The sequence below is a fragment of the Flavobacterium sp. GW823-FHT04A11 genome (assembly GCF_058796535.1).
The window spans coordinates 4,649,944-4,675,370 of the sequence record NZ_CM179503.1; the positions used below are offsets into that span (position 1 = coordinate 4,649,944).

Here is a 25,427-nt window from a genome sequence, read left to right on the forward strand (position 1 = left end):
AATTAAATATTGCAATCATTTAAATTTACGCCATATTAAAACATAATCAAAATATGAAAAAACTAAAAGTAATTATTTTACTGATACTAGTAGTAATGAGTTTTGACATTCAGGCTCAGGAATTAGACGTAAATTTACAAATCAGACCTCGTTTCGAATATAGAAATGGATATAAAACTCTTTTACCATACGGTCAGGAAGGGACTTCTCAAATTTCACAGCGTTCCAGATTAAATTTCAATTATAAGCAAGAAGATTTAACGGTTAAATTAACTTTTCAAAATACCAGAACCTGGGGCGATGTTGCAACAACAGCAACCGCTGATAAAAATGGTGTTGCAGTTTTTGAAGCTTGGGCACAATATGATTTCACCAAAAAATGGAGCGCCAGAATGGGACGTCAGGTACTTTCATACGATAATCAGCGTATAATGGGAGAACAAGACTGGGGACAACAGGCGCAAAGTCATGATGCGTTAATGATCTCTTTTCATCCTGAAAACCATCAGCTTGACATGGGATTTGCTTATAACTCTGATGCCGAAAATACTTTTCAGACTCCTTATAAAGTAGCAAATTACAAAGCCATGCAATATGCCTGGTACCACACTACTTTTGATAAAGTGGGTGCAAGTTTGTTATTATTGAATACAGGTTATGAATATGCAAATAGTGATGCAAAATTATTAGTAGACTATAAACAAACTTTTGGAACCTATTTAACTTATAAAACTGATAAAATAGATAGTAATTTAAGTGTTTATGGTCAAACAGGTAAAAGCACAGATTTGCAGGTTAGCGCGTGGAATGCGGCGGCTAACTTTGGTTACAACATAACAAGTGCTTTTAAAGCTGGTTTAGGTTATGAATTTTTATCCGGAAAAGATACAAACGACGGAAGTTCTGTCATCAAATCTTTTAATCCCATCTTTGGAACGAATCATGCATTTAATGGTTATATGGATTATTTTTATGTAGGTGGAGGGCATTTAAACAGTGTTGGTTTACAAGATGCTTTCTTAAAATTGAACTACAATGTAAACAAATGGCAATTTGCTTTGATGCCGCATATATTTTTATCTGCTGCAGATGTGGTAACGCCTTTAAATGAAAAAATGGATTCTTATTTAGGAACTGAGATTGACGCCACTTTTGGATATAACTTCAAAAAAGACATAACTGTTTCAGGAGGATATTCTCAAATGTTTGGTTCTAAGACGTTAGAATTCTTAAAAACCGGAGATGCCAGTCATACAAACAATTGGGCGTGGTTAATGATTTCTGTAAATCCAAGAATTTTTAGCTGGAAAAAATAATTTTTCTTCAAAATTTACCATTATATTTTACCCTTTTCCTATTTCTGGAAAAGGGTATTTTTTTTGTCTCACTAAAAAGCTATTATATGGTTTAATTAATTATATTTGAATCGATTACGAACCCCAAATTCTATCCCATGAGACAATTTTTAAAATTATCAATGCTTACTTTTATTGTAACTCAAACTGGTATTTCTGAAAAATTAAATGATGCTTTAATTTCAAAAGATTCAGAAATAAATTTCGCAAAAACCCAAAAAAGAGGAATTAAAAAAAACAACATTATTTATTATGTTGAGAATGATTTACAAACAATATCGGCCTACAAAAGAAGCAAATTGAAATGGCAGACCAACGTAATTTCTGTTTGCGGAGAACCAAAAGTTGGACAGCCTCAAATAAGATATGTAGGATATAATACAAATAAACTTCTTATTGTTATTGGAAAGCATAATTTTGCAGAAATTGACATCAATAGCGGCATAACAAAATTTGTGGGTTAAGATTTAAGATTAAAGTGTAAAGCGATTTTAATCTAAATCGCCATATAACATTTAATCTAATGAAAATCATCGCCTGGAATTGCAATATGGCATTCAGAAAAAAAGCCGAATTTATTTTGGCTTTTGAACCTGATATCGCCGTTATTTCTGAGTGCGAAAATCTGGAAAAGCTGAAATTTGGCAATGACACAAAACTGCCAACAGATGTGCTTTGGTATGGTACAAACCCGCATAAAGGTCTGGGTGTTTTCTCTTATAGCGATTACAGATTTCAATTATTAGATTGTCATAATCCACAATTCAAAAATATTTTACCCATAGCCGTAACTGGCGGAAAAGTCGATTTTACCTTGTTTGCAATCTGGGCAAATAATCCCGAAGACAAAGACGGGCAATATGTTACGCAGGTTTGGAAAGCGATTAACTATTATGAAAATCTAATTAAGGAAAACAAAACGATCTTAATTGGTGATTTCAACAGCAATACTATTTGGGATAAACCACGCCGGGAAGGAAATCATACAACTGTGGTTAATAAATTAAAATCCAAAAAAATCTACAGTACATACCATAAATACTTCAATCAAATTCAGGGTAAAGAACAGCATCCAACTTTGTATCTTTACCGTCACGAAAACAAACCTTATCACCTTGATTATTGTTTTGCTTCAAATGATTTCATCGAAACTTTAGAAAGCGTTGAAATTGGAACTTACCAAGAATGGACAATGCATAGTGATCACAAACCTTTAATAATTAATTTTAATATATAAAAATGAACAATTCGTGGACTGAACGATGGAACGATCGCTATAGCAATGAGGAATTTGCTTATGGCGAAGAACCCAACAATTATTTGAAAGAACAAATAGAAAAACCAAACCCCGGAGCTATCCTTTTTCCTGCCGAAGGCGAAGGTCGAAATGCAGTTTATGCTGCCAAATTAGGCTGGAAAGTTTCTGCATTTGACATCAGCGAAGAAGGAAAAAACAAGGCTCTTAAACTTGCCGAAACCAATAACGTTTCGATTGATTATCAGGTTGGAGAATTAGAATCTTTAAATTATCAAACTGAACAATTTGATGCAATCGCCTTAATTTATGCTCATTTCCCGGCAGAAATAAAATCAGCAATTCATAGAACGCTTGAGACTTATTTACGCAAAGACGGAATCATTATTTTTGAAGCTTTCAGTAAAAAACATTTAGAATATCTGGCTGTAAACGATAAAGTTGGCGGACCAAAAGATATTGAATCCTTATTTTCTATTGAAGAAATACAAGCTGATTTTCCTAATTATGAAATCATCGAATTAATTGAAAAAGAAATTGAACTAAACGAAGGTTTATTCCATAACGGGAAAGGTTCGGTTATTCGATTTGTTGGTCGAAAAAAATAATTTATCATTACGTGGAGACGCATTAAAATGCGTCTCTACAAAGCATGTCTTCTTCTCTTCTTTTTTATCTAAAAAATAAATTTCAAAAATTACGTATTTATACGTAAAAATACTTATTTTTGTTTACATCGATATAAGTGAATTATCTAACTCTTAAGTAAATTCACATAATAGTATTCAAAAACGAGTTGTAATGCAAAATACCAAAATCAAAACTACCTGTTCGTATTGTGGCGTTGGCTGCGGAATCATCGTAACTAATGATCCCAAAAATGGTGTGATGGTAACCGGAGACAAAGATCATCCTGTCAACAAAGGCATGTTGTGTTCTAAGGGAATGAATTTGCATTACGTAGTCAACGATACTTCAGATCGAATTTTATACCCTGAAATGCGCGGAAGCAAATCCTATCCGCTTGAACGAGTAAGTTGGGATACGGCTCTTGATCGCGCTGCAGCCGTTTTTACTTCTATCATAAAAAAACATGGACCAGACAGCGTTGGCTTTTATATTTCAGGACAATGTTTAACAGAAGAATATTATCTGGTCAATAAACTCGTAAAAGGTTTTTTAAAGACCAATAATATCGATACCAATTCCAGGCTTTGCATGAGTTCTGCGGTTGTGGGATATAAAAAAACGTTTGGAGAAGATTCTGTTCCAATTGCGTATGATGATATTGAATTAGCGGATACTTTTTTGATTACAGGAGCCAATCCGGCTTGGTGTCATCCGATTTTATTTCGAAGAATCGAAAAACACAAAGAAAAAAATCCGAAAATAAAAATCATTGTTATTGATCCACGACGAACTGATACAGCAGCTTTTGCCGATTTACATTTGCAGATTCTTCCCGGATCAGACATTATTTTGTACCATGCAATTGCCAAACGTATTATCGAAAAAGGATATGTTGATCATGATTTTGTAAAGAATAATGCTGAGAATTTCAAACAATATAAAGATTTAGTTTTAAGTACTTCTCTTGAAAAAGCCTCTAAACTTTGCGGTATTTCTGTAAGTGACATAAAACTTGCTGCAGATATTATCGGGAAAGCAAAAGGATTTATTTCGCTATGGGCAATGGGATTAAACCAAAGTGCTGTGGGCGTTGACAAAAACACAGCGTTACTGAATTTGTCTTTATTAACGGGACAAATTGGGAAACCCGGAGCAGGACCATTTTCATTAACAGGACAACCCAATGCAATGGGCGGACGCGAAGTGGGCGGAATGGCAACACTTTTGGCCGCTCACAAAGACATTGCAAATCCGGAACACCGAAAAGAAGTCGCTGAATTTTGGGGCGTTGATGAAATCTCAGATAAGCCCGGTTTAACAGCGACAGAAATGTTTGAAGCTCTGGAATCCGGAAAAATGAAAGCCGTTTGGATAATTTGTACCAATCCGTTAGTAAGTTTACCTGATTCCCGACGCATCGAAAAAGCATTGCAAAATGCCAAATTTGTAGTCGTTCAGGATATTTCGCATAATGCCGATACAGCTAAATATGCCGATTTATTATTACCCGCTGCGGGCTGGCTGGAAAAAGAAGGCACTATGACCAATTCTGAACGTCGTATTTCTTATTTACCAAAAGGAATTAACGCTCCCGGAGAAGCACTTCCGGATATTGAGATCCTGATTCGCTTTGCTAAAAAAATGAATTTCAACGGTTTCAATTTCAACAATGCCGAAGAAATTTACAAAGAACATTGTGCACTTACCAAAAATACCAACATTGATATTTCGTTCTTAAATTATCATCGTTTAAAAACCGAAGGCACCTTTCAATGGCCGGTTCCCGATTATAATCATCCGGGAACTCCCCGCCTATTTACGGATAAAAAGTTTTATACAACATCGCAAAAAGCGATTTTCAATTTACCGACGCATATTGAAAATACATCGGAACAGCCAAGTCCACAATTTCCTTTTATCCTAACTACAGGACGTGTTCGCGATCAATGGCATACGATGACTAAAACCGGAAAAGTATCGAGATTAATGACGCATACGCCAAGTCCGGTTTTAGAAATAAACCCAATTGATGCTTATAAAAATGATATTAAAAATGGTGATATTGTTATTGTAACCAGCAAAAATGGAGAAGTTCGTGTAAAAGCAAAAGTGACGGATGCGATCAAAGAAAAAGTCGTTTTCCTGCCGATGCATTGGGGAAAACAACTCGAAAATGATTTAAACAGAACTAATAATTTAACGAATACAATTGTCGATCCGGTTTCCAAAGAACCTGATTTTAAATATACTACCGTTGCAATTAGCAAATATGTAAAACCTTTTCAGAAAATTGCTATTGTTGGCGCGGGAGCCGCAGCTTTCAGATTCATTCAGAATTATCGTGAATTCAATTCTACCGATGAAATAACTGTTTTCTCAAATGAAGCAAATCCGTTTTATAATCGTGTATTGCTTCCGGAATATATGACTGGAGAATTTACCTGGGAGCAATTATTAAAAGTAAAAGATGGCGAGGCTTTAAGTAAATTAAAAATCACCATGAATGCCGGCGTTGCGATTAATAAAATAGACGCCAAAGAAAAAACAATTATAGATAGTCTCGGCAAAACTCATACGTATGATGCCTTGATTTTAGCTACCGGAAGCCGTCCTTTTATACCAGAAAATGCACAGCTGCATCTTCCCGGACGTTTTACCGTGAGACGAAAAGAAGATGCAGACCGTTTAAAAAAACATCTGGACAGCACCAATTTACCGCCTGAAGAACAGCATGTTGTTATTATTGGCGGTGGTTTATTAGGCTTGGAATTAGCAGCGGCTTTAAAACATAAAAAAGTAAAAACAACCATTATTCAAAGAGCTTCGCGTTTGATGGAACGTCAGTTAGACCGAATTTCGAGTAAATTACTGGCAGAAGAAGTTCAGCTTCGTGATATTCAGATTTACTTTGATAATGAAGTAAGTACGGTTTTTGAAACTGATAATCCAAACGAAATAGAAATTGCCTTAAAAAGTGGCAGAATCATTACGGCAAATGCTATTGTGTATACGATTGGAACAATTCCGAATATTGAAATTGCCCGGGAAACCGGACTTGCATGCGGACGCGGCGTAAAAGTAAATCAGTATTTACAATCGTCAAATCCTGATATTTTTGCCATTGGCGAAATAGCAGAATTCAACAACAAATTATTCGGAATCACTTCTGCTGCGGAAGAACAGGCAGATATTCTGGCTAACTTTTTAGCAGGCGATATCAGCAGTTTTTACAAAGGCTCTATTTTAATGAATATTCTGAAACTGGAAGATATTAATTTATGCAGTATCGGCGATATCGAAATTCCGGAAAACGATGATTCTTATGAAGAAATTGTTTTTGCCGATTTGAAAAAACGCTATTACAAAAAATGCATTGTCAAGGATGATTTGCTTGTTGGAGCCATTTTAATGGGTGATAAAAATGAGTTTGCCGAATTTAAAACGATGATCGAAAGTAAAATCGAATTATCAGACAAACGAAATTTATTACTCAGAAGAACATCAAATGCAAAACCTGTTTTAGGAAAACTGGTATGTTCCTGCAGTCAGGTTGGCGCTGGAAATATCGAAGAAACCATCAAAAGCGGTGTTAATAATTTTACAGATTTGTGCAAAAACACCGGCGCAGGTTTAGGCTGCGGAAGTTGTAAAACAGAAGTAAAGGAGATTTTAGCGAAATGTAAGGTTTAAAAAAAAATGTTTCAGGTTTCAAGTTTCAAGTTTCTGGATTGTGTTGATGTAACCACAGAGTTCACAAAGGTTTTCACAAAGATTTGCAGTAAAATCTTTGCCCCAAAACTTGGTGAACTTTTTTCGATAGAAAAACAACTTTATGCAAAGAATATGAACCTCTGCGAAACTCTGTGAAAACCTTTGCGATACTCTGTGGTAAAATTTATGTTCAAACTAAACAACCTGAAATCTGAAACTAAAAAAACTAAAAGAAGATGGAACTAACGAGATTAATAATAAAAGGAGGCGTTATTTCGCCGGGAGAACTTCGGGAAGTTGTCAATATCGCTATGGATCAGGGTTTGGATTCGATTTCATTTGGCTCCCGACAAGATATTATTTTCCCAAAAGGATTAAAATCTATAGAAAAGGAAAAACTGGGAAAGCATCATTTTGTTTTTCCAAATGAAAAAAGCGGTAATAATATCGTTTCGTCTTATGTTTCAACCGATATTTTCAGAAATACCAATTGGCTTACAGGCAATAAATTCTTATACATTTTAGAGCAGTTTAAGGAACAGCCAAAACTGAAAGTAAACATCACAGATCCCAAACAGCAATTGGTTCCTTTGTTTACCGGACATCTAAATTTTATTGCTTCAGAACATGAAGATTATTGGTATTTGTACATTCGTTTGCCAAAATGGGAGCGTATGGAAGTTTATCCTGTTCTTATTTACAGTTGGGATATTGCCACTTTTTATTATGAAATTGAGAAAATTATTGCTGAAGACTCTTTAGAAATCGATACCCTTTTTAGTATGGTTAGCGATGCTTTAGACACGAATAACAGAACGATTGACAAACCTTTAAATATTCCGTTTTATCCTTTTCCGTATTACGAAGGCATGAACAGAATGGGAATTGACCAATATTGGCTGGGTTTATATTGGCGAAATAATCTGTATGATTTGGATTTCCTGAAAGAAATGTGTGATTTGTGTTTTGATTGTAAAATTGGAAAGATATGCATAACGCCCTGGAAATCATTTATTGTAAAAGGAATTCCGAAAGATCGAAAACTGGAATGGGAGAAATTTTTAGGCAAAAAAGGAATCAATGTCCGTCATTCTTTATTAGAATTAAACTGGCATTTGCCCGTTGCAATGGAATGGGCTTTGAATCTTAAAACTTTTTTAGTTCGCACACTCGATCAATTTGACATCAGCACATACGGCTTAACTTTTGGAATATCGGAATACAATCGTGACGGACATTATTTTACTTCGGTTGTAGTTGAAAAAAATGATTTACCTAAAGTTTTAGAATCCATAAAAATCAGGGATACTTATAATGTTTTGTTTGCAAAGAATTTCGACCCAAATACGAGAGAATATATTGTGCATTCTCAAGACATTGACAAACTTGAATTGCCAACCATTTTAATTGAATTAAGTAAAAAATACTTCGAAGAACTCGGAAATTCGGTTTCAGAAACGATAGAAAATCCGCAGAAAAAAGAAAAGCCACAATTGGATATTTACCAATGTCAGGAATGTCTAACACTTTATAAATCAGAATACGGAGACGAAAGTCAAAATATTCCGAAAGGCATTTTATTTACTGATTTACCTGAAAATTATTGCTGCTCGCTTTGTGAGGCACCAAAAAGTAATTTTAGGATTTTAGAGATTGCAGAAAATTAGACCCTAAACAGCTTAGATAAATCTTAACATTATCGTATTTAAATATTGCTTAAATTTAACTGACTAAGAATTTATCTTCTGAATAAAATTCTCTCTTAGTCATCGTCAATTTACTCAACTAAAAATACCGTTATGATAAAAAGAACACCAAGAACATCAGCTGTAAAAAATACCGATATACCTGCAGAAGAACCAGTTGCGCCAATTATGGAAGATAGCACCCAAACTGATTTACCTGTTGCAAAAACTCCGGTTAAAAGAGCGCCAAGAACTACAAAAGCACCGCAGGCAACTGTAAAAACTCCTGTAAAACCTGCATCTGCAACTACTCCAAAAGCAATCATAAAAAGAACAACCGGAGCAACAACGACAAAAACAGGAACGATAACTCCTGAAATTATAGAAATTAAGACGCTTGATGATAATGCTGAAGAGCCGCAAACAGTCGAAAATAATGAAGAACCTGTTTTACAAACTATAAAAAAGAAGCTGACAGACGCTAAAAACAAGCAGAAGGCAAAAAAAGAAAAGGCTAAAAAACGAGAAAAAGCTATAAAAGCAGTTATAAAAAAATTGGAAAAAGCGAAGAAAGAAAAACTTAAAGCCGCAATTAAAAAGAAAGAAAAAGCTAAAAAAGAAAAGGAAAAAGCAAAGGCAAAAAAGTTAGAAAACAAAAAGAAGGATAAAAAATCGAAATCTAAAAAGAAAAAGTAGTTATAAATGGAAAGGTTTGACTTTAATTAAGAAGTTGAACCTTTTTTTTTGTAATTGTCTTTTGCATGAAAAGAATTATCCACCAATCGCAATCATACTGCGATTATCAAAATGCAAAGTAGGATCATCCATTTCTTCAATGGTAACCATTCCGGCTCTTACTTTCTTTTTATTTTTTATAGATTCAAAAATCAAATTTTCAATAGATTCACCGTTTCTGAAAGGTGTCAGTAAATCAGTTTCAGAATTGGAGAAAAGACAATTTTTGATTTTTCCGTTTGCCGTCAGGCGGATTCTGTTGCAGCCATCACAAAACGGATTTGTAATCGAACTAATGATTCCGAAATCGCCTTGGAAACCTTTTATTTTATAAGTTCTTGCTGTAAAGTTTTTTTCGTCTTCTAATTTCTCAATTTCTTCTGATGAAAAAACAGTTTCTAATTGTGATAATATTTCATTTTGAGAAACCATTTTGCTTCTGTCCCACTCGTTTCCGGCAAAAGGCATAAATTCAATAAACCGAATTGAAATTGGCAAAAGCCGGGTTAATTGAACAAAATCTATGATTTCATTTTCATTGAAACCTTTCATTAAAACCACATTTACTTTTACCTTAAAATTATGATTTAAAAGCAAATGCATATTTTCAACCACTTTCTCAAATTGATTTCTAAGCGTTATTGAATGGAATTTGGATGAAACCAAAGTATCCAGACTTAAATTGATTTTTTTGATACCGGATTGTTTTAAAACATCAATATGACGATCTATCAAAATACCATTTGTGGTAATGGAAAGTGACGTTTTTAAAGTGGCTAATTTTGAAATAATCTCTGGAAAATCTTTTCGCAATAAAGGTTCTCCGCCGGTTAATCTGATTTTATCAACACCATTTTCTACGAAAGTCTGAGCCAAAGCAAAAATCTCATCGGCCGTCATTAAACTGGCTTTTGGAGATAATGCGATTCCGTCAGCAGGCATGCAATACGTACAGCGTAGATTGCATTTCTCCAGTAACGAAATACGCAAATAATTGTGTTTTCGCCCAAAATCATCCGTTAAAATGGTTTTAGAAGGTGTCATGATTTTTTCCTTTTAAAATATGAAAAACGTGCATTACATGTGGAAAAACAGCATCCATAGATTCTCTGGCTCCGTTTGTTGATCCCGGCAAAGCCAAAATCAAACTTTTTCCTAATGTTCCTGCGACTGTTCTTGATAACATTGCATATGGCATTCTTTGTTGTCCGTAATCGCGAATCGCTTCTTCAATTCCCGGAATTCTGCTTTCCAGTAATGGTGACAATGCTTCCGGCGTTACATCTCTTGGAGATAATCCTGTTCCTCCCGTGAAAATTACCAGCTGATGTTCTTTGGCGTAAGCCTTAGTTTTTTCCTGAATGATATCAATTTCATCAGGAATAATTTCATAATGTGAAGTTTCAACTCCGTAAGAAGTTAATTTCTCCACAATGATTTTTCCGGAACGATCTTCTTTATCGCCTGCAAAAATCGAATCTGAACAAACAAAAACTGCTGCTTTTATTGCATTCGGAAATTTATTTTTGAAAGACGATTTTCCGCCTTCTTTATTCACTAATTTGATGGTTGAAATCTCAATTTCCTTATCGATTGGTTTCAACATATCGTACATTGTCAATGCAACAATTGATGCGCCATGCATGGCTTCTACCTCAACTCCGGTTTTGTAAACCGTTTTTACATTAAAGATAATCTGAATCGTCAGTCCTTCAATTTTATATTCTACCGAAGTAAATTCAATTGGAATTGGATGACAATCCGGAATCGATAAATGCGTGTTTTTCACCGCAAATAAACCCGCTGTTTTTGCCATTTCCAGTACATTTCCTTTCGGAACCAGATTATTTACCACGGCATCAATTGTTTCCTGTTTGCTAACTTTGACAATTGCTGTGGCGGTTGCAGCTCTTAAAGTGCTTATTTTATGCGTAATATCTACCATTATTTTATTAGGTATTTTGTTTCCAGGTGAATGTATCGTTTTCAAACATTTCTTTGCCAAATATGGGTACATCCGTTTTGATCCAGTTTACAATAGCTTCTGTCGCTTCATAAACCTGTTTTCTTCGTGTTGCAGAAACAAATACGAACAAACAAATTTCACCTGCTTTTACAACACCCAAACTGTGATAAATGTGCATGCAGGTTAAATCGAATTTAGCAAAGGCTTTTTCGCGAATGGCATGCAACGCTTCATTTGCCATATCCGTGTAAGCTGAATAATCAATTGCCACAACGGTATTATCGTGAATAATATCTGCACGAACTTGTCCTAAAAAAATATTGTGTGCCCCAATCGTATGTTTCGATTGGTGTTTCGAAATCGATTCGGCTATAAATTCAGGAGAAATTGGCCCTTCTACAAATACATTTTTACTCATTATTTATTTTTTTTTTAGAGTTTGTGTTTAAAGTTTTCACGCAGTTTTTTTCTAAAATAATCTAAAAAAAATTGACTAAAACTTTAACCTCAAAAACCACTAATTAAATTTTTTAATTCTTTTGTTCTGCTAATTGTAATTTGCATTCTACAATCTGCGTACATTTTGTTTGCTATAACACCTCCATAACCTTCCGGATAGCATTTAAATTTACAATTTGAATCCCTAAACTTTATCCAGTCTTTTTGAGAAACAACTAACGCTGCTTGATCTTTCGTCCCTAATTTCTTTTTTAATTGATTGTAGACTACATTCAATTCTTTATCTGCTTTTTCATAAGCTTGATAAATTTCTGTTTCACCAGTAGCATCAACTTGATTTTGAGAAAACATAAACTGACTAAAAAAGAAGAACAAAAAGAACCTAAACAATATTTTTTTCATAGTATAAAATTTAAATAGGAGTTTTTTCTTTTAATAATTGTTTCATTCCCAAAGCACCACCGGCAATACTTTTTATATTTTTAAAATCCTGTTTTTGAAGAAATTCCACAGCAATTTTACTCCGAATTCCAGATTGACAGAAAACGTAAATGGTTTGATTCGGATTTAGTTTTTCAATATCATTTTCTAAATGCAATAACGGAATCTGAATTCTATTTTTGAAATTAATTTTCGGAAGTTCATCTTCATTTCTAACATCTAAAAAAATAACCTCATCATTATCTATTTTATCTAAAATTGATTCTGCTAAAATTTCTTCAACCTGATTTTCTACTGTATTATATTTTTCCTGAAAGATTTCCGCATTCATTACAACAGTTGTATTCTTTTCAAAGTCATACTTTAACTGCTCGTTATTTAAAATATTATAAACCAGTATTTTACCATTCAATACTTCTCCTATTCCTATAATCATTTTGATGACTTCATTTGCCTGAAGCATTCCGATGATTCCCACTGTAATTCCGATAACTCCGGCATCTTCACAATTTAAAGATTGGGTATTTTCATCGGGAAACAAACATCTGTAAGTGGGTCCATTTTGATAATTGAAGATTGAAACCTGCCCCTGAAACCTAAAAATAGATCCGTAAACCATTGGCTTATTGGTTATAATGCAGGCATCGTTTATCAGGTATTTTATGGCAATATTATCGGTGGCATCCACAATAATATCATATTTTTCAAATAATGTAATGGCATTTTTTCCTGATAATCTTTCGGCAATTGCATTCACTTTTACCAAAGGATTCAGTTCTGAAATCATCAATTTGGCTTCTTCAGCTTTCGATTTCCCAACAGCCGAACTCTTATAAATAACCTGACGATGTAAATTTGAAATTTCAATAACATCATCATCCACAATTCCGATTTCACCAACACCTGCCGCCGCCAAATAGGGCAATATTGCAGCACCCAAACCTCCTGCTCCAATTACGAGAACTTTCGCTTTAGCTAATTTATCCTGACCTTCATTTCCTATTTCAGGAAGAATAATTTGTCGGTTATATCGGTTTGTCGTGTTCATAAAAAATATTTTATCCTCCGGCAAAAGGAGGCAATAAAGCAACGATATCACTTGTCTGCAAAGTAAAATCGGTTGCTTTTGATACTATTTTCTGGTTTACGGCTACACTGAAAGACAAGGAGTTAAATTGATATTTTTCTTCTAAATCCTGCAATAATTCCTGCAATGAAATTTCAGAAGAAGTTATCTTTTCAAACTCGCATTTTGTTTTTTCAGCGACAGCTCCAAAATATTTAATCTCAATCATTCTTATAAATTTAAATTCTGAAAAATAAATTCATCATCAAAATGCTCCTGAAAATAAGAAGTTAATTTTGAGGTATTTTTCACTACTTCGCCAATCACAATAATGGCGGGCGAAGAAATTTTATTTTTTGCTACCAATTTTGCAATTGAACTAATCGTTCCCACTACTTTTTGTTCGGTATTTTTTGTTCCGTTTTGAATAATCGCAATTGGCAAATCATCTGTTCTGTTTTCCTTATAGATCGAAATGATTTCCTCTAATTTATGCATTCCCATCAAAATAACAACCGTCGCATTCGATTTTGAGGCTAAATTAACATCTTTTGATAATTCATGATTGGATGTTGTTCCGGTAATTACCCAAAAACTTTCGGCAATTTGGCGTTGTGTCAAACTAATTCCAACAGAAGCAGGAACACCCAAAGCAGATGAAATTCCGGGAACAATTGCCGTTTCTATATCAAATTTTTCTACGTACTCGATTTCTTCACTTCCTCTTCCAAAAATAAAAGGATCGCCCCCTTTTAATCTCACAACATGACCATAACGATTGGCCATCGAAACTATCAATTCATTAATCTGATCCTGCGTATAAGCGTGACAGCCCAAACGTTTGCCCACAAAAACAATCTCTGCATTAGTTGCATATTGCAGTAATTCTTCGTTTACCAGGGCATCATACAAAACCACATCGGCATTTTCTAAGGCTTTAATTGCTTTCAAAGTAATTAATTCAACGTCACCCGGACCTGCGCCTACAATCGTTAATTTTGGAGTTTTTGAATTTCGCATAACTTTTAACTTAAATTGATATTCAGGTCATTCAATTCGTCAGCCGAATTAATATTAGTCAAATGAAAGTTTTCACTTTCGTCAATTTTGATGATTTGATGCGGAACACTTGCAATAAAATTCATCATTTTTAATTCATTGTTGTCAATTGCGCTTTTAACAACAGGTAATACTTTTTTAGAATAAATCCCGATCAACGGATGCATTCTGCTCTCTGATGCAAAAACCGTAATCTCGGCTTCTTCATTATGTTTTGAAATTAATTCAGCCAATAACTCGGTCGAAATTAACGGAATATCACAACTTAAAATCAAATTAAATTCGGTTTCAGAATGTGTTAATGCCGTATAAATTCCACCCAAAGGTCCTTTGTCTGTAATGATATCCGGTATTTTTATATAGGATAAATAATCGTAATCGCTTTTATTTGTGATCAGTTTAATATTATCTGAAACAGGCAAAACAGCCTGAATTATATGTTCTACAAATGGTTTATTCTGAAACAAAACCAATCCTTTCTCTGACTGCATTCTGGAACTTTTTCCTCCACAAAGAATAAATACTGTTAGCGTTTCCATGACTTTTTTTGTTTCAGGTTTTCTTTGTTTCAGGTTTTTACCAATTTTGGTTTTCAAATTCTTACCAACGGTTGAAACCGTTGGCAATGTTAATACGTTGCCTTTATATTCGTTTCAATTATTATATAGCCCGATGTTTCAACCTTGGGATACTGAGTTTCACATTGCTTCCAACGGTTGAAACCGTTGGCTATGTCAATATATTGCCTTTATATTCGTTTCAATTATTATGATAGCCCGAGGTTTCAACCTTGGGATACGCATTGTTAAGCATTTTTATATTCCAATTTCATGGAAAAATCAATTTTATACTTGCCATTAAAATCACGACTCCCAAAACCATTTTTAAAGTTCTGTTAGAGAATTTTCCACTTCCGTAAAAACCTCCTAAAACTCCTCCAACAACAGCAATCGGAACCAAATAAGCACTTTCAATCGGAATTGTTTTTCCTCCTAAAAAGAAACCTAACATTCCGGCAAATGAGTTTACAAAAATGAATAAACTCGAAACCGCCGCAGATTCTTTTACCGATGCCCATCCTAAAAATAATAAAATCGGACTCAGGATAATTCCGCCGCCAATTCCTAACATTCCAGACAATAAACCAATTGCAAAACCTATCGCCAAGGCAAAAGGCAATTTAATTTCAACCGCTTCTTTTTCTTTAAAATTAAATATTCCGAATAATCGAAGTGCTGCAAAAACCAATACAAGACCTAAAATAATTTTATAAATTGTATTATCCAAAGTCACAAAACCACCAATAAACGCTGCTGGAACCGAGGCAATTGCAAACGGATAAAAGAGTTTTGGCTTAAAATAATTCATTCGATAATAAAAGAAAAACGAAATACTCGAAACAAACAAATTCAACAGCAAAGCCGACGGTTTCATAATCGCAACCGGAAAAGCAAAAATGGTCATCAATGCTAAATATCCAGATGCTCCGCCATGTCCAACGCTTGAATAAAGAAATGCAATTACAATTAGTGCAAAGCTGAATAAAAGAATATTTTCGGAACTCAATAAATTCATATGTTTTTTTTAGTTTTTTTGTTTCAGGTTTCAAGTTCAAATCTTTTGCGAAGATTTAAGCTATATGTTTTAATTTATATACCGCATTTCATCATTGTTCCCAAAAATCTATTTTCTATACTCTTTCTTCTATTTTCTAAGAAATCTAATTAATCGGCAACAAAGTAACATATTCGTCCTTTTGAAGAGTTTTCTTATCATGCGGAACGATTAATAAACTATTGGCTATGGCAAATGTATTGAGCATCGCTGAACTTTGGCCTTCTAAAATCGTTACATTTGTTTCATTATAAATTGCTTTCAAAAACAATGTCTTTCCGGTTGTATTCGTAAATCCTGAATTTAATTTTCGGATTAATTTTGGCAAATGAGTTTCAGAAAAACCCATTTTATTTTTGATTGCCGGATATACATAAATATAAAAATTAGTCAATGATGAAGCCGGATTTCCAGGTAATGCAAATACTAAAGTTTCATTTTTTGATCCAAAAAACATTGGTTTCCCAGGTCTTTGGTTAATTTTATAAAACAATTCTTCAACTTCATTTTCCTGCAAAGCTTCTTCTACAAAATCATAATCTCCAACAGAAATTCCACCGGAAATTAAAACGATATCAAATTTTTCAAGAATATTTTTTAATGCTTTTTTTGTTGCTTTAAGGTTATCTTTTACTTTATAAACTTTCGTTTTTTTAATTCCTATAGTTTGGAGCGCTGCTTCCAGCATAACGGAATTACTTTCGTAAATTTTCCCTTTTGGCAATTTTTTCCCTGGTTTTACCAATTCATTTCCAGTTACCAGGATTGCCACTTTCGGTTTTTTATATACCTCAATTTCGGTAATTCCCAAACAGGTTAAAAATCCAATTGCTGCCGGAGTGATCAAAGTATTGGCTTCAAAAACAACATCTTCTTTTACAATTTGCTCTCCTTTTTCGCGCACATTTGTAAATTGTTCCGGCATTCTGGTTATCAAAATTGAGTTTTCATTGGCCAGCACGTGTTCCTGCATTACAACCGTATCGGCACTTTTAGGAACAAAAGCACCGGTAAAAATACGTACTGCTTCATTCTCTTTCAGTTTTATATGCGAATGATCTCCCGCCTGCGAAATTCCTATTACATCGTATTGATGTCTTTCACTGCGAATAAAAGCATAACCATCCATAGCAGATTGTCGAAAAGGCGGCATATTTATTGGCGAATAAACTGTTTCGGCTAAAATATATCCTAATGCCTTGTGCACCAAAATTTTTTGAGTGGACATTTTAGAGCTGTTCTCTGCAATAATCGATAAGGCTTGGTCAACTTGAATCATGGCTGCTATTTATATAAAGCAAAAAATACTTATTACAAATATAAGTATTTTTACTTAGTTTACATCGTTAGTAATCTAAATTTTTAAAAGATTATAAATTTAAGCTTAATTCTTTTAATTCTGTTAGAAAAACCAATGAAATAGCTACTAGTGATGATTTAAATTAATGTGTATTTTATTTTTTCCTTTTGAAATTACCACTAGGCAAATAATAAAGCCATGCAAAACCTATGAAAAACAAAATGGCAGAGGCAATAAATGCAGGTAACAATATCTCTTTGTTATTCTCAAGTGCATTGTTTAATGAAGCATATAAAAGCCAAATCTGAATACTCACATTTAAAATTAAAATAACAATAAGGGTCGAAAGTATATTGTTGAGCTTGTTAGGGTTTACTCGATTCTGACTTCTTCTAAAAGTACTCATAGCAATTATTTTTTAGGTTTCTAACTCTCTTTTTTTTCAATCATCGCCTTTACGTAAATGGCATTCTGTTTAAAAAACACTTCTAATTGAGGCAACGCTCTTGGCGGAGGTCCAGCAATTACATCACCGGTCATAGCATCAAAAGATCCTTCATGACACGGGCAATGAATTATGCCCGTTCCCGGTTTATAAAAAACAGAACACGATAAATGGGTACATTTTTGTTCATAAGCCCTGAAATCACCGCTTTCCAAATGCACTAAAATATACGGAATTGTGCTTCCTTCAATGACAAATCCTCTTGTTCCTCCTTCTGGAATCTCTTCTTTATTGCAAATAAAATGTTCTCCCTGAACTTCTTCTTTTGGCAAAAAATAGGCTTTTGCAGCAACAAATCCGCTTCCTACCATCAATCCTCCGGAAACAAATGTTAGGAATTTAGCAAAATCACGTCGGCTTACCTGCGTTGATTCCTGCTTTTTTATTGGGAAATCTTTTTTCCAGTTTTGATTTAAATTATCTTCTTTTGACATGGATTTAGATTTAATATATTCTTAATTCGGTACTTCCTTTTGGCATCATAATATTCACTTTCGTGTTTACAGTTTCCTGTCCAAAAATGAATGTGTTGATTGGCGTACTGTTTGGTCTCATTTCTTCAATTTCTGCTCTTGTTCCGTAAAATAATGCGCCGCTTGGACAAACTGTTGCGCACATTGGTTTTTTACCAACGCTGGTTCTGTCATAACACATCGTGCATTTCATCATCAGGTCGTATTCTTCCATTTTTTTAGGTACACCAAACGGACACGCCATTACGCAATTAGAACAGCCAATACATCTTTCTGTATTTGCCGTATGTACAACGCCAAATTCATCCTGCGAAATTGCATCAGCCGGACAAACATTGGCACAAACCGGATCTTCACAATGCATACAAACCTGCACAGTAGTCTGAATAGTTGACGAACGTTCTACATAATTGACGCTAATTAATGATTCCTGTCCGTTTGTTTCGCATTCTGCACAAGCCATTTCGCAAGCTTTACAGCCAATACAGCGTTGCAGATCTACAAAAAACTCTTCATTTTTATTAAAATTAGTTAAGTTCATAATGTCATTTTTTATAGATTAAACACTTGCATATGCTTCTGAATCTTTTGATGGCGGTGCTATTTTATTTAACGGATCTAATAAACAGGCACAAACTTTAAATTCCGGAATTTTTGAAATCGGATCTAATGTTCCCGGCGTCAATTGATTTGCTGATTTTGCACCAGGCCAGTGATACGGTATAAAAACAGTATCTTTCCGAATCGTTTCGACAATATTTGCCGGAAAAATTCCTTCACCTCTGCGGGTTACGACCCTTACTAATTCGTGTTGTCTGATATTATATTTTAAAGCGAGTTCCGGATGAATTTCCAGCATTGGTTCCGGAAACTGGTCTACTAATTTTCCAATTCTTCGAGTTTGTGTTCCGCTCAAATATTGCGAAACTACTCGCCCCGTAGTTAAAATAATTGGGTATTCATCATTTGTAAGCTCGCCAGGCTCTCTATATGGCGCGGGATTAAAATGCGCCTTTTTATCCGGAGTGGCAAAAACTTTGTCTTCCCAAAGTCTTGGAGTTCCGGGATGATCGTTGGATGGGCAAGGCCAAAAAACGCCCATATTGTCTTCCACTTTTTTATAAGAGATTCCAAAATAATCTGCCGTTCCGCCTTTTGAAGCAACTCGCAATTCATTAAATATTTCCTCACTATTATCGTACGTAAATTTGTCTTCTTCACCCAGTCTTTTGGCTATTTCTAGTAAAATTGAAGTATCTGTTCTGGCATCTCCCGGAGGCGTAACGGCCTGACGTATACGAATTACGCGACCTTCTGCAGAGGTTGTCGTTCCTTCTTCTTCTTCCTGTAGAGAACCAGCCAATACAATATCCGCATGACGGGCGGTTTCATTTAAAAAGAAATCGATACAAACGTAAAACTCGAGTTTTTCAAGCGCAGATCTGACATAATTATTATTGGGTAATGAAACCAACGGATTAAAACAAATTGAAATTAAACCTTTAATTTCATCTCTATGAATAGCTTCAATAATTTCATAAGCCGTTAAGCCTTTTCCGGGCATATCTTTCTCATCAATTCCCCAAACTCCTGCAATGTATTTTCGGTGTTCGGGATTTTCGATATCACGGTTTCCGGGTAACTGATCACATTTATGTCCGTGTTCTCTGCCGCCTTGTCCGTTTCCTTGTCCTGTAATCGTTCCATAACCGCAATAAGGTCTTCCAATTCTCCCTGTTGCCAAAACTAAATTGATACAGCCTAAAACATTATCAACACCTTTTGAATGATGTTCGATTCCGCGTGCGTGTAGCAAAAAGCTCGTTTTGGCTTTGCCCCATAATTCGGCAGCTTCTTGTATTTTATACTTATCAATTCCTGTGATTTCTTCGGCCCATTCTAAAGTATAATCTTTTACCGCATCAATTGTTTCCTGAAAACCAGATGTATAATTATCAATAAAATCGTGATCAAGCATATCGTGATCTACCAGATATTTTAACATTGCTCCGTATAAAGCAGAATCTGTTCCGGGTTTAATATCCAAATGAACATCGGCAGTTCTGGCTAACGGAATCATCCTTGGATCTATAACAATTAATTTTGCACCGCGATCTCTGGCTTTCCAGATCCAATGGGTTAAAGTTGGAAATGTCTCACTAATATTAGCTCCGGCAACAATAATTACCTCAGCATATTCTAAATCAGAATAATTATTGGAAGCACGATCTAAACCAAAAGCCTTTTTATTTCCGGCTCCGGCACTTACCATGCAAAGTCTTCCGTTATAATCAAGATTTCTGGTTTTTAATGCGACACGGGCAAATTTTCCCACTAAGTAACTTTTTTCGTTAGTAAGTGAAACTCCCGATAACATTGAAAATGCATGTTTACCATGTTTCTCCTGAATTCGTTTTATTTCAGATACGGTTTTATCCATTGCTTCATCCCAGGTTGTTTTTTCAAAACCTTTGCCTTCTACTCTTTTTATAGGATGTAAAAGTCGATCCGGATGGTTATTTTGCAAATAGCGCTGAACTCCTTTTGGACAAAGACGTCCTTCGTTAAACGGAAATTCCATCCACGGTTCAAATCCCACTACTTTATTTTCTTTTACTAATAATTGAATTCCGCATTGCATGCCGCAAAAACAACAGTGTGTTTTTACAACCTCATCCGGTTCATCTCTACCAACGTAACCATCTCTTGGAGCATAATTTAAATGTGGTCCAAAATCTTCTATTATTTTTTCGGTTGATACGGGTAATTTTGCCATGTCTTTTTTTTGTTTGTTTTGTTTCAGGTTTATTTAGTTTCAGGTTTCAGGTTACTACAAATAGTCTATAAACTAAAGTTTACACACAGTCTTAACTTGAAACAAAGGAAACTTGAAACCTGAAATTTTTTTTATCCAAATAATTTTCCGCCGTTTTCTAATCTTGCTTTTAAATGTGCCTGAGCGAGACGGGATCTTTTTCCTTCGGGGCTTAAATCAAGATGCGAGGTTCCGTCTTCGTGCGTAAAGTCAAAACCTAATTGTTTGGTTACAATTTTTAAATCATCGATATGAAGTTGTGTTGCAAATTCTTCTCCGGTATGCGGACAAACTGCCATTCCTTTTTTCATTCCTTCTTTCTTGTAAATATGTGCTCCAATCTGTGCCGGACGCTGAATGATGTGGAAGAATTTTCCAAACGGAATCCATATCAAAAACATAATTACCGTAACGGCATGAATTACGGCTAAGAAATCATACGCAAATCCTTTCATAAACTGATAGGAATAAGTAAGGCATAATCCGGTTACCGATATTGCTATCAACAAAATAAGCGGCAATAAATCACCTTCAAAAGATTGTGTCGCTATTAATCCCGGATTTGTTAATCGTCTTCGCAAATAATAAACTGATCCGATTATTACTAACCAGGAAGACCAGTTTAAAGCATGAAAAATTAAAAATGCCAGAAAAGAATTTATTTTAAAATCCATCATTGTGAATCCAAAGAAATGGGCTTCATAAATTGAAATGGAATTTGGCGCCAATGTAAAATGAATCCATCCAAACGTAAGCGGAATGGTTATGGCAAATGCCGAAAGACATCCTATAGCTATACAAAAATGAGCAAACCAGCGCAACTTGCTTCGCGGATAAATGAATTTCTGAACCACAATGTTTTCAACTGATTCTTTTCCTAAAAACCAAAAATGTTCGAATATCTTTCCTGTAAAAAGAAATTTGATACTTCTTTTAAAATACATCCATGTTGGAGGTCTTTGCAGCCAGACTGTATATCGATATACAATTCCGAAGAAAGCGAATACAGTTCCGAATAAATAAGTTATCAGGGCTGCATCAAAATTCTGCAATTTCCTGGATCCGTAAAATACTAATACTATAGTGAGTACAGAAACCAGCGTTGCAACAAGTAAGGCTTTGGTATTAAATGTTTTATTTTTCATCCTTAATTAATTTTAATGATTACTCCTTAACTTGGTTTCTCACAACCCTTACGATTATAGAACCACCAATTGATACCTGTAGCTAAGATAACGAAAATAGAAACACCGATAAAGAATTGATTTACAGTACCATTAGCAGATAAATTATTACCAATTAATTTAGAAAAGATAAAAGGTCCAAATGCTGCAATTGCGGCTGTCCAGCCAATAACTCCTGCTGCCTGACGCTGATTATCTGCGAAGATGATAGGATATTGTCTAAACGTTCCTGCATTTCCAATTCCGGTAAAGAAGAACATTCCTAAAATGACAGCAACAAAAAGTGGAAACTGATCCATACTTGTTGGCGCTACCAATCCTTCTGTAACCAAAATGATTGATCCTGCCAGAATTCCTAAACCTGTAATGGTAGTCAATATTGCTCCTCCTACTCTGTCGGCAACAAAACCAAAAGCAATTCTGCTGGCAGATCCTATAAGCGGACCATAAAAGGCATACACTAATGGATCGGGCGCATTTGGGAAATCACCGTATAAAAATTTAATCATTAGAGGAAAAGCTGCTGATAATCCGGCAAATGTTCCAAAAGTCATCACATACGTTATGGTGCAATACCAAGTATGTTTATTCGAAAAGATGTCCATTTGTTCTCTAACAGAAGCTTTCATAGGAATACTTCTTAAATAGAACCAACTAATAATCGATAGTAGGATTAAAAAAGGAACGTACCAGAATGCCGCCGATTGTAAGTAGATTTCTGTGTTTTTTACCGCTGTATTTTTAGGACTGATGTCATTTAATATTTTTTCAGCCATTTTTGGGTTCGCATTTGCAATTGCCGTAGCTTTTGCTTTTAAAGGCAATGAAGTGAATAGAACCACTTTATCATCTGATTTTACTGATGCGCTTACAGAGTCAATTACCGTTTGCTTTACGTTGGTCAAAATTCTGGCTTGTACCTCAGGATCTAAAGCTGCGAAAACCTCTTTTTGTTTTTGAATACTTGCATTCTGAAAAACAACTATTGCTTCTTTATGATCGATACTGGTGAATACCGAGGCTGCACCATAAATACTGACACTGATAATAAGCGGTGTCACAAATTGTGCTACCGAAACACCAAAATTTCCAATTCCGGCCTGAATTCCAAGAGCTGTCCCTTTAAGTCTTTTAGGAAAAAACAAACTTGTACTTGGCATGTAAGACGAGAAATCACCACCGCCAAAACCGGTTGTAAAGGCCAAAACGGCAAAGATCCAAAACGGCGTATTTACATCCATTACAGCAAAACCAATTCCGATTACGGGAATTAATTTAATGAGCGTTGCAAATGAAACTACATTTCGGGTTCCGAATATTGGTAATATAAAAGTGTGAATAATTCTCAAAAAACCCGCAGCCAAACCGGGAATTGCTGTTAACCAAAAAAGCTGATCTTTAGTAAAACGAAATCCTAATCCGGGTAATTTAACTGCAATAACACTCATCATAAACCACGAGGCAAATGACAATATTAATGTAAGTGTTGTTATTATTAAAGTTCTCCATGCAATTTTGCTTCCGGTAGAGTTCCAAAATACTTCATCTTCCGGTTCCCATTTGTCTAGCCAAGTTTTCATATATTCTATTTATTTAATTTTTAATGATTGTGTTCTATATCTCTGGTAAAATCAGGTGATTTTTTTCTCATTCCATTTATAATTGTCCTATGCATCCAAAGCAGGCAAAGAACTGATACTATGAAAATAAAGATCCATGAACTGGTCCAGAGTCCGGTATAATTAAGAAGGTAACCAAAAATAATGGGGCCAATAAATCCGCCTAAACCGCCTATTAATCCTACCATTCCCCCTACTACGCCTACTTCATTGGGAAAATATTCCGGAATGTGTTTATAAACCGCTGCTTTACCAATTCCCCATGAAATACCGATAAGAATCACCAAAATCACATATACCCAAAGATTGGCACTAAACTTTATTTGGGTAATTCCCTGGGCTAGTAATTCTTTCTTTTTTACTTCCTGATTTTGTTTTACAACAATTTCCTGCCAGGAGTTTTTTACAGGAAAAATAGCTGTTTCGTGATCTTCGGCAGTTTCTTTTTTATTGATTTTATGCGGTTTTCCGTTTATAGATATGGCTTCCGCCGAAACTTCGGTAACAACGCCATTATTGGCTGCCAGAACTCCGGGACCTGCTGTAAAAATTTCCATTTTGGGAAACATCAGTAAAAAACTAATTACGATTGATGAACCTAAAACCCAATACATTACTTTTCGGGCTCCAAATTTATCTGATAAGTATCCGCCAAAAGCCCTGATAATTCCGGAAGGCAAACTAAACATCGTGGCAAACATTCCACCCATTACCAATGTAGTATGATAAACATTCATAAAGTTGGGTACCAGCCATTGTGAATAAGCTACAAAACATCCAAAGACTAAAAAATAATAGGTTCCAAAACGCCACACTCGCATGTTTTTAAGTGGTGACATTAATTCTTTCATTGTTTTTGAAACGCCTGGATTTGTTTTATTTTTAGCAAAAACAATAAAAAGTATTCCGATAAAAACTAAAACAATTGCATAAATGATTGGTAACATTTTCCAGCCGTTTACAGCATCTTTTTCTGATAGCTGATTTAATAAAGTTGGCGCAATAAAAGTGGTAATGGCTGCACCGGCATTTCCCATTCCGAAAATCCCCAAAGCGCGTCCCTGCCAGTTTTTAGGATACCAGGCAGAAGTATATCCAATTCCAACAGCGAAACTGGTTCCGACCAAACCAAAAAAGAAACTTAATACCGCAAAACTCCAGAACGAATTGGCAAAAGGAAGCAGGAAAAGTGGAATCGAACAAAGCAATAACAATATTGAAAATATAATTTTACCACCATATTTATCGGTTAAAATCCCTATTGGAAGTCGAAATACTGAACCCGATAAAATAGGAATTCCTAATAACCAGCCTGTCTCAACAACTGTCCAGTTAAAAATACCCTTATCTACCAAATAAGTGACTAATACACCGTTTAAGGTCCAGCAGGCGAAACATATTGTGAAGGCTAATGTATTTAGGAATAAAATTCTGTGTGATTGAGATAAATTTGTACTCATATATAAGACTATTTTAAATGGGGATTCTTAAATAAATCGTATTCAAATAAAATGGGCATTCAATTTGAAACACAAAATTGAATAAATATATTCTT

At 34.8% G+C, this 25,427-nt stretch carries 24 protein-coding genes; 7 read left to right on the forward strand and 17 right to left on the reverse strand.

Annotation, left to right across the window (positions count from 1 at the left end):
• The first annotated feature begins 53 nt into the window (after nt 1-53).
• The 7 genes from AC3QL1_RS19860 to AC3QL1_RS19890 all read left to right on the forward strand — a co-directional run bounded on the left by AC3QL1_RS19860 (nt 54) and on the right by AC3QL1_RS19890 (nt 9,332).
• Nucleotides 54-1,316, forward strand: a complete 1,263-nt coding sequence (locus AC3QL1_RS19860; RefSeq protein WP_492493863.1) for an alginate export family protein — start codon at nt 54-56, stop codon at nt 1,314-1,316.
• A 137-nt stretch (nt 1,317-1,453) separates the two neighbouring features.
• Entirely contained in the window at nt 1,454-1,819 is a 366-nt protein-coding gene (locus AC3QL1_RS19865) for a hypothetical protein (protein WP_492493864.1), read from the forward strand.
• Between the two features lie 59 nt (nt 1,820-1,878).
• A complete protein-coding gene (locus AC3QL1_RS19870) occupies nt 1,879-2,592 on the forward strand; it encodes an exonuclease/endonuclease/phosphatase family protein (RefSeq protein WP_492493865.1) in 714 nt (237 codons plus the stop codon).
• A 2-nt stretch (nt 2,593-2,594) separates the two neighbouring features.
• Entirely contained in the window at nt 2,595-3,218 is a 624-nt protein-coding gene (locus AC3QL1_RS19875) for a class I SAM-dependent methyltransferase (protein WP_492493866.1), read from the forward strand.
• Between the two features lie 193 nt (nt 3,219-3,411).
• Nucleotides 3,412-6,930, forward strand: coding sequence for a molybdopterin-dependent oxidoreductase (locus AC3QL1_RS19880; protein WP_492493867.1), 3,519 nt, complete (start codon nt 3,412-3,414; stop codon nt 6,928-6,930).
• A gap of 257 nt (nt 6,931-7,187) precedes the next feature.
• The gene (locus tag AC3QL1_RS19885; protein WP_492493868.1) at nt 7,188-8,618 is read left to right on the forward strand and encodes a rubredoxin; all 1,431 of its coding nucleotides are present in this window, start codon (nt 7,188-7,190) and stop codon (nt 8,616-8,618) included.
• A 132-nt stretch (nt 8,619-8,750) separates the two neighbouring features.
• Nucleotides 8,751-9,332, forward strand: a complete 582-nt coding sequence (locus tag AC3QL1_RS19890) for a hypothetical protein (RefSeq protein ID WP_492493869.1) — start codon at nt 8,751-8,753, stop codon at nt 9,330-9,332.
• Nucleotides 9,333-9,407: 75 nt separating this feature from the next.
• Here the strand turns inward: AC3QL1_RS19890 and moaA are convergent, their stop codons facing one another.
• From moaA to AC3QL1_RS19975, 17 genes are all read right to left on the reverse strand, one after another.
• On the reverse strand, nt 9,408-10,415 hold the full coding sequence (moaA, locus tag AC3QL1_RS19895) for a GTP 3',8-cyclase MoaA (protein ID WP_492493870.1): 1,008 nt from the start codon (nt 10,413-10,415) through the stop codon (nt 9,408-9,410).
• The gene (gene moaCB, locus AC3QL1_RS19900) at nt 10,402-11,316 is read right to left on the reverse strand and encodes a bifunctional molybdenum cofactor biosynthesis protein MoaC/MoaB (RefSeq protein WP_492493871.1); all 915 of its coding nucleotides are present in this window, start codon (nt 11,314-11,316) and stop codon (nt 10,402-10,404) included. Before moaCB ends, moaA begins: the two co-directional genes overlap by 14 nt.
• A 7-nt stretch (nt 11,317-11,323) precedes the next feature.
• Complete coding sequence (locus AC3QL1_RS19905; RefSeq protein WP_492493872.1) at nt 11,324-11,755, reverse strand: molybdenum cofactor biosynthesis protein MoaE; 432 nt, start codon at nt 11,753-11,755, stop codon at nt 11,324-11,326.
• Between the two features lie 89 nt (nt 11,756-11,844).
• Nucleotides 11,845-12,198, reverse strand: a complete 354-nt coding sequence (locus AC3QL1_RS19910; protein ID WP_492493873.1) for a lysozyme inhibitor LprI family protein — start codon at nt 12,196-12,198, stop codon at nt 11,845-11,847.
• Between the two features lie 10 nt (nt 12,199-12,208).
• Nucleotides 12,209-13,285: a molybdopterin-synthase adenylyltransferase MoeB gene (moeB, locus tag AC3QL1_RS19915; RefSeq protein WP_492493874.1), complete on the reverse strand. Its 1,077-nt coding sequence runs from the start codon at nt 13,283-13,285 to the stop codon at nt 12,209-12,211.
• Between the two features lie 10 nt (nt 13,286-13,295).
• Nucleotides 13,296-13,532, reverse strand: a complete 237-nt coding sequence (locus tag AC3QL1_RS19920; protein WP_492493875.1) for a MoaD/ThiS family protein — start codon at nt 13,530-13,532, stop codon at nt 13,296-13,298.
• 2 nt (nt 13,533-13,534) lie between these two features.
• Nucleotides 13,535-14,323 carry a uroporphyrinogen-III C-methyltransferase gene (gene cobA, locus AC3QL1_RS19925; protein ID WP_492493876.1) on the reverse strand — a complete coding sequence of 263 codons (789 nt, stop codon included), beginning with the start codon at nt 14,321-14,323 and terminating at the stop codon, nt 13,535-13,537.
• 5 nt (nt 14,324-14,328) lie between these two features.
• Nucleotides 14,329-14,901, reverse strand: coding sequence for a molybdenum cofactor guanylyltransferase (locus tag AC3QL1_RS19930; RefSeq protein ID WP_492493877.1), 573 nt, complete (start codon nt 14,899-14,901; stop codon nt 14,329-14,331).
• 289 nt (nt 14,902-15,190) lie between these two features.
• Nucleotides 15,191-15,937 (reverse strand): sulfite exporter TauE/SafE family protein, encoded by a 747-nt coding sequence (locus tag AC3QL1_RS19935; protein ID WP_492493878.1) that lies wholly within the window; start codon nt 15,935-15,937, stop codon nt 15,191-15,193.
• Between the two features lie 145 nt (nt 15,938-16,082).
• Nucleotides 16,083-17,255, reverse strand: a complete 1,173-nt coding sequence (locus AC3QL1_RS19940) for a molybdopterin molybdotransferase MoeA (protein ID WP_492493879.1) — start codon at nt 17,253-17,255, stop codon at nt 16,083-16,085.
• Between the two features lie 175 nt (nt 17,256-17,430).
• A complete protein-coding gene (locus tag AC3QL1_RS19945; RefSeq protein ID WP_492493880.1) occupies nt 17,431-17,682 on the reverse strand; it encodes a DUF6755 family protein in 252 nt (83 codons plus the stop codon).
• A 20-nt stretch (nt 17,683-17,702) separates the two neighbouring features.
• Nucleotides 17,703-18,215 carry a QcrA and Rieske domain-containing protein gene (locus AC3QL1_RS19950; RefSeq protein ID WP_492493881.1) on the reverse strand — a complete coding sequence of 171 codons (513 nt, stop codon included), beginning with the start codon at nt 18,213-18,215 and terminating at the stop codon, nt 17,703-17,705.
• Between the two features lie 10 nt (nt 18,216-18,225).
• Nucleotides 18,226-18,795: a 4Fe-4S dicluster domain-containing protein gene (locus tag AC3QL1_RS19955; protein ID WP_492493882.1), complete on the reverse strand. Its 570-nt coding sequence runs from the start codon at nt 18,793-18,795 to the stop codon at nt 18,226-18,228.
• A gap of 18 nt (nt 18,796-18,813) precedes the next feature.
• Nucleotides 18,814-21,030, reverse strand: a complete 2,217-nt coding sequence (locus AC3QL1_RS19960) for a molybdopterin oxidoreductase family protein (protein ID WP_492493883.1) — start codon at nt 21,028-21,030, stop codon at nt 18,814-18,816.
• Between the two features lie 131 nt (nt 21,031-21,161).
• On the reverse strand, nt 21,162-22,214 hold the full coding sequence (locus AC3QL1_RS19965) for an MFS transporter (RefSeq protein ID WP_492493884.1): 1,053 nt from the start codon (nt 22,212-22,214) through the stop codon (nt 21,162-21,164).
• Nucleotides 22,215-22,240: 26 nt separating this feature from the next.
• Complete coding sequence (locus AC3QL1_RS19970) at nt 22,241-23,833, reverse strand: magnesium transporter MgtE N-terminal domain-containing protein (protein ID WP_492493885.1); 1,593 nt, start codon at nt 23,831-23,833, stop codon at nt 22,241-22,243.
• 20 nt (nt 23,834-23,853) lie between these two features.
• Complete coding sequence (locus tag AC3QL1_RS19975; protein ID WP_492493886.1) at nt 23,854-25,332, reverse strand: MFS transporter; 1,479 nt, start codon at nt 25,330-25,332, stop codon at nt 23,854-23,856.
• Between the last annotated feature and the right edge of the window lie 95 nt (nt 25,333-25,427).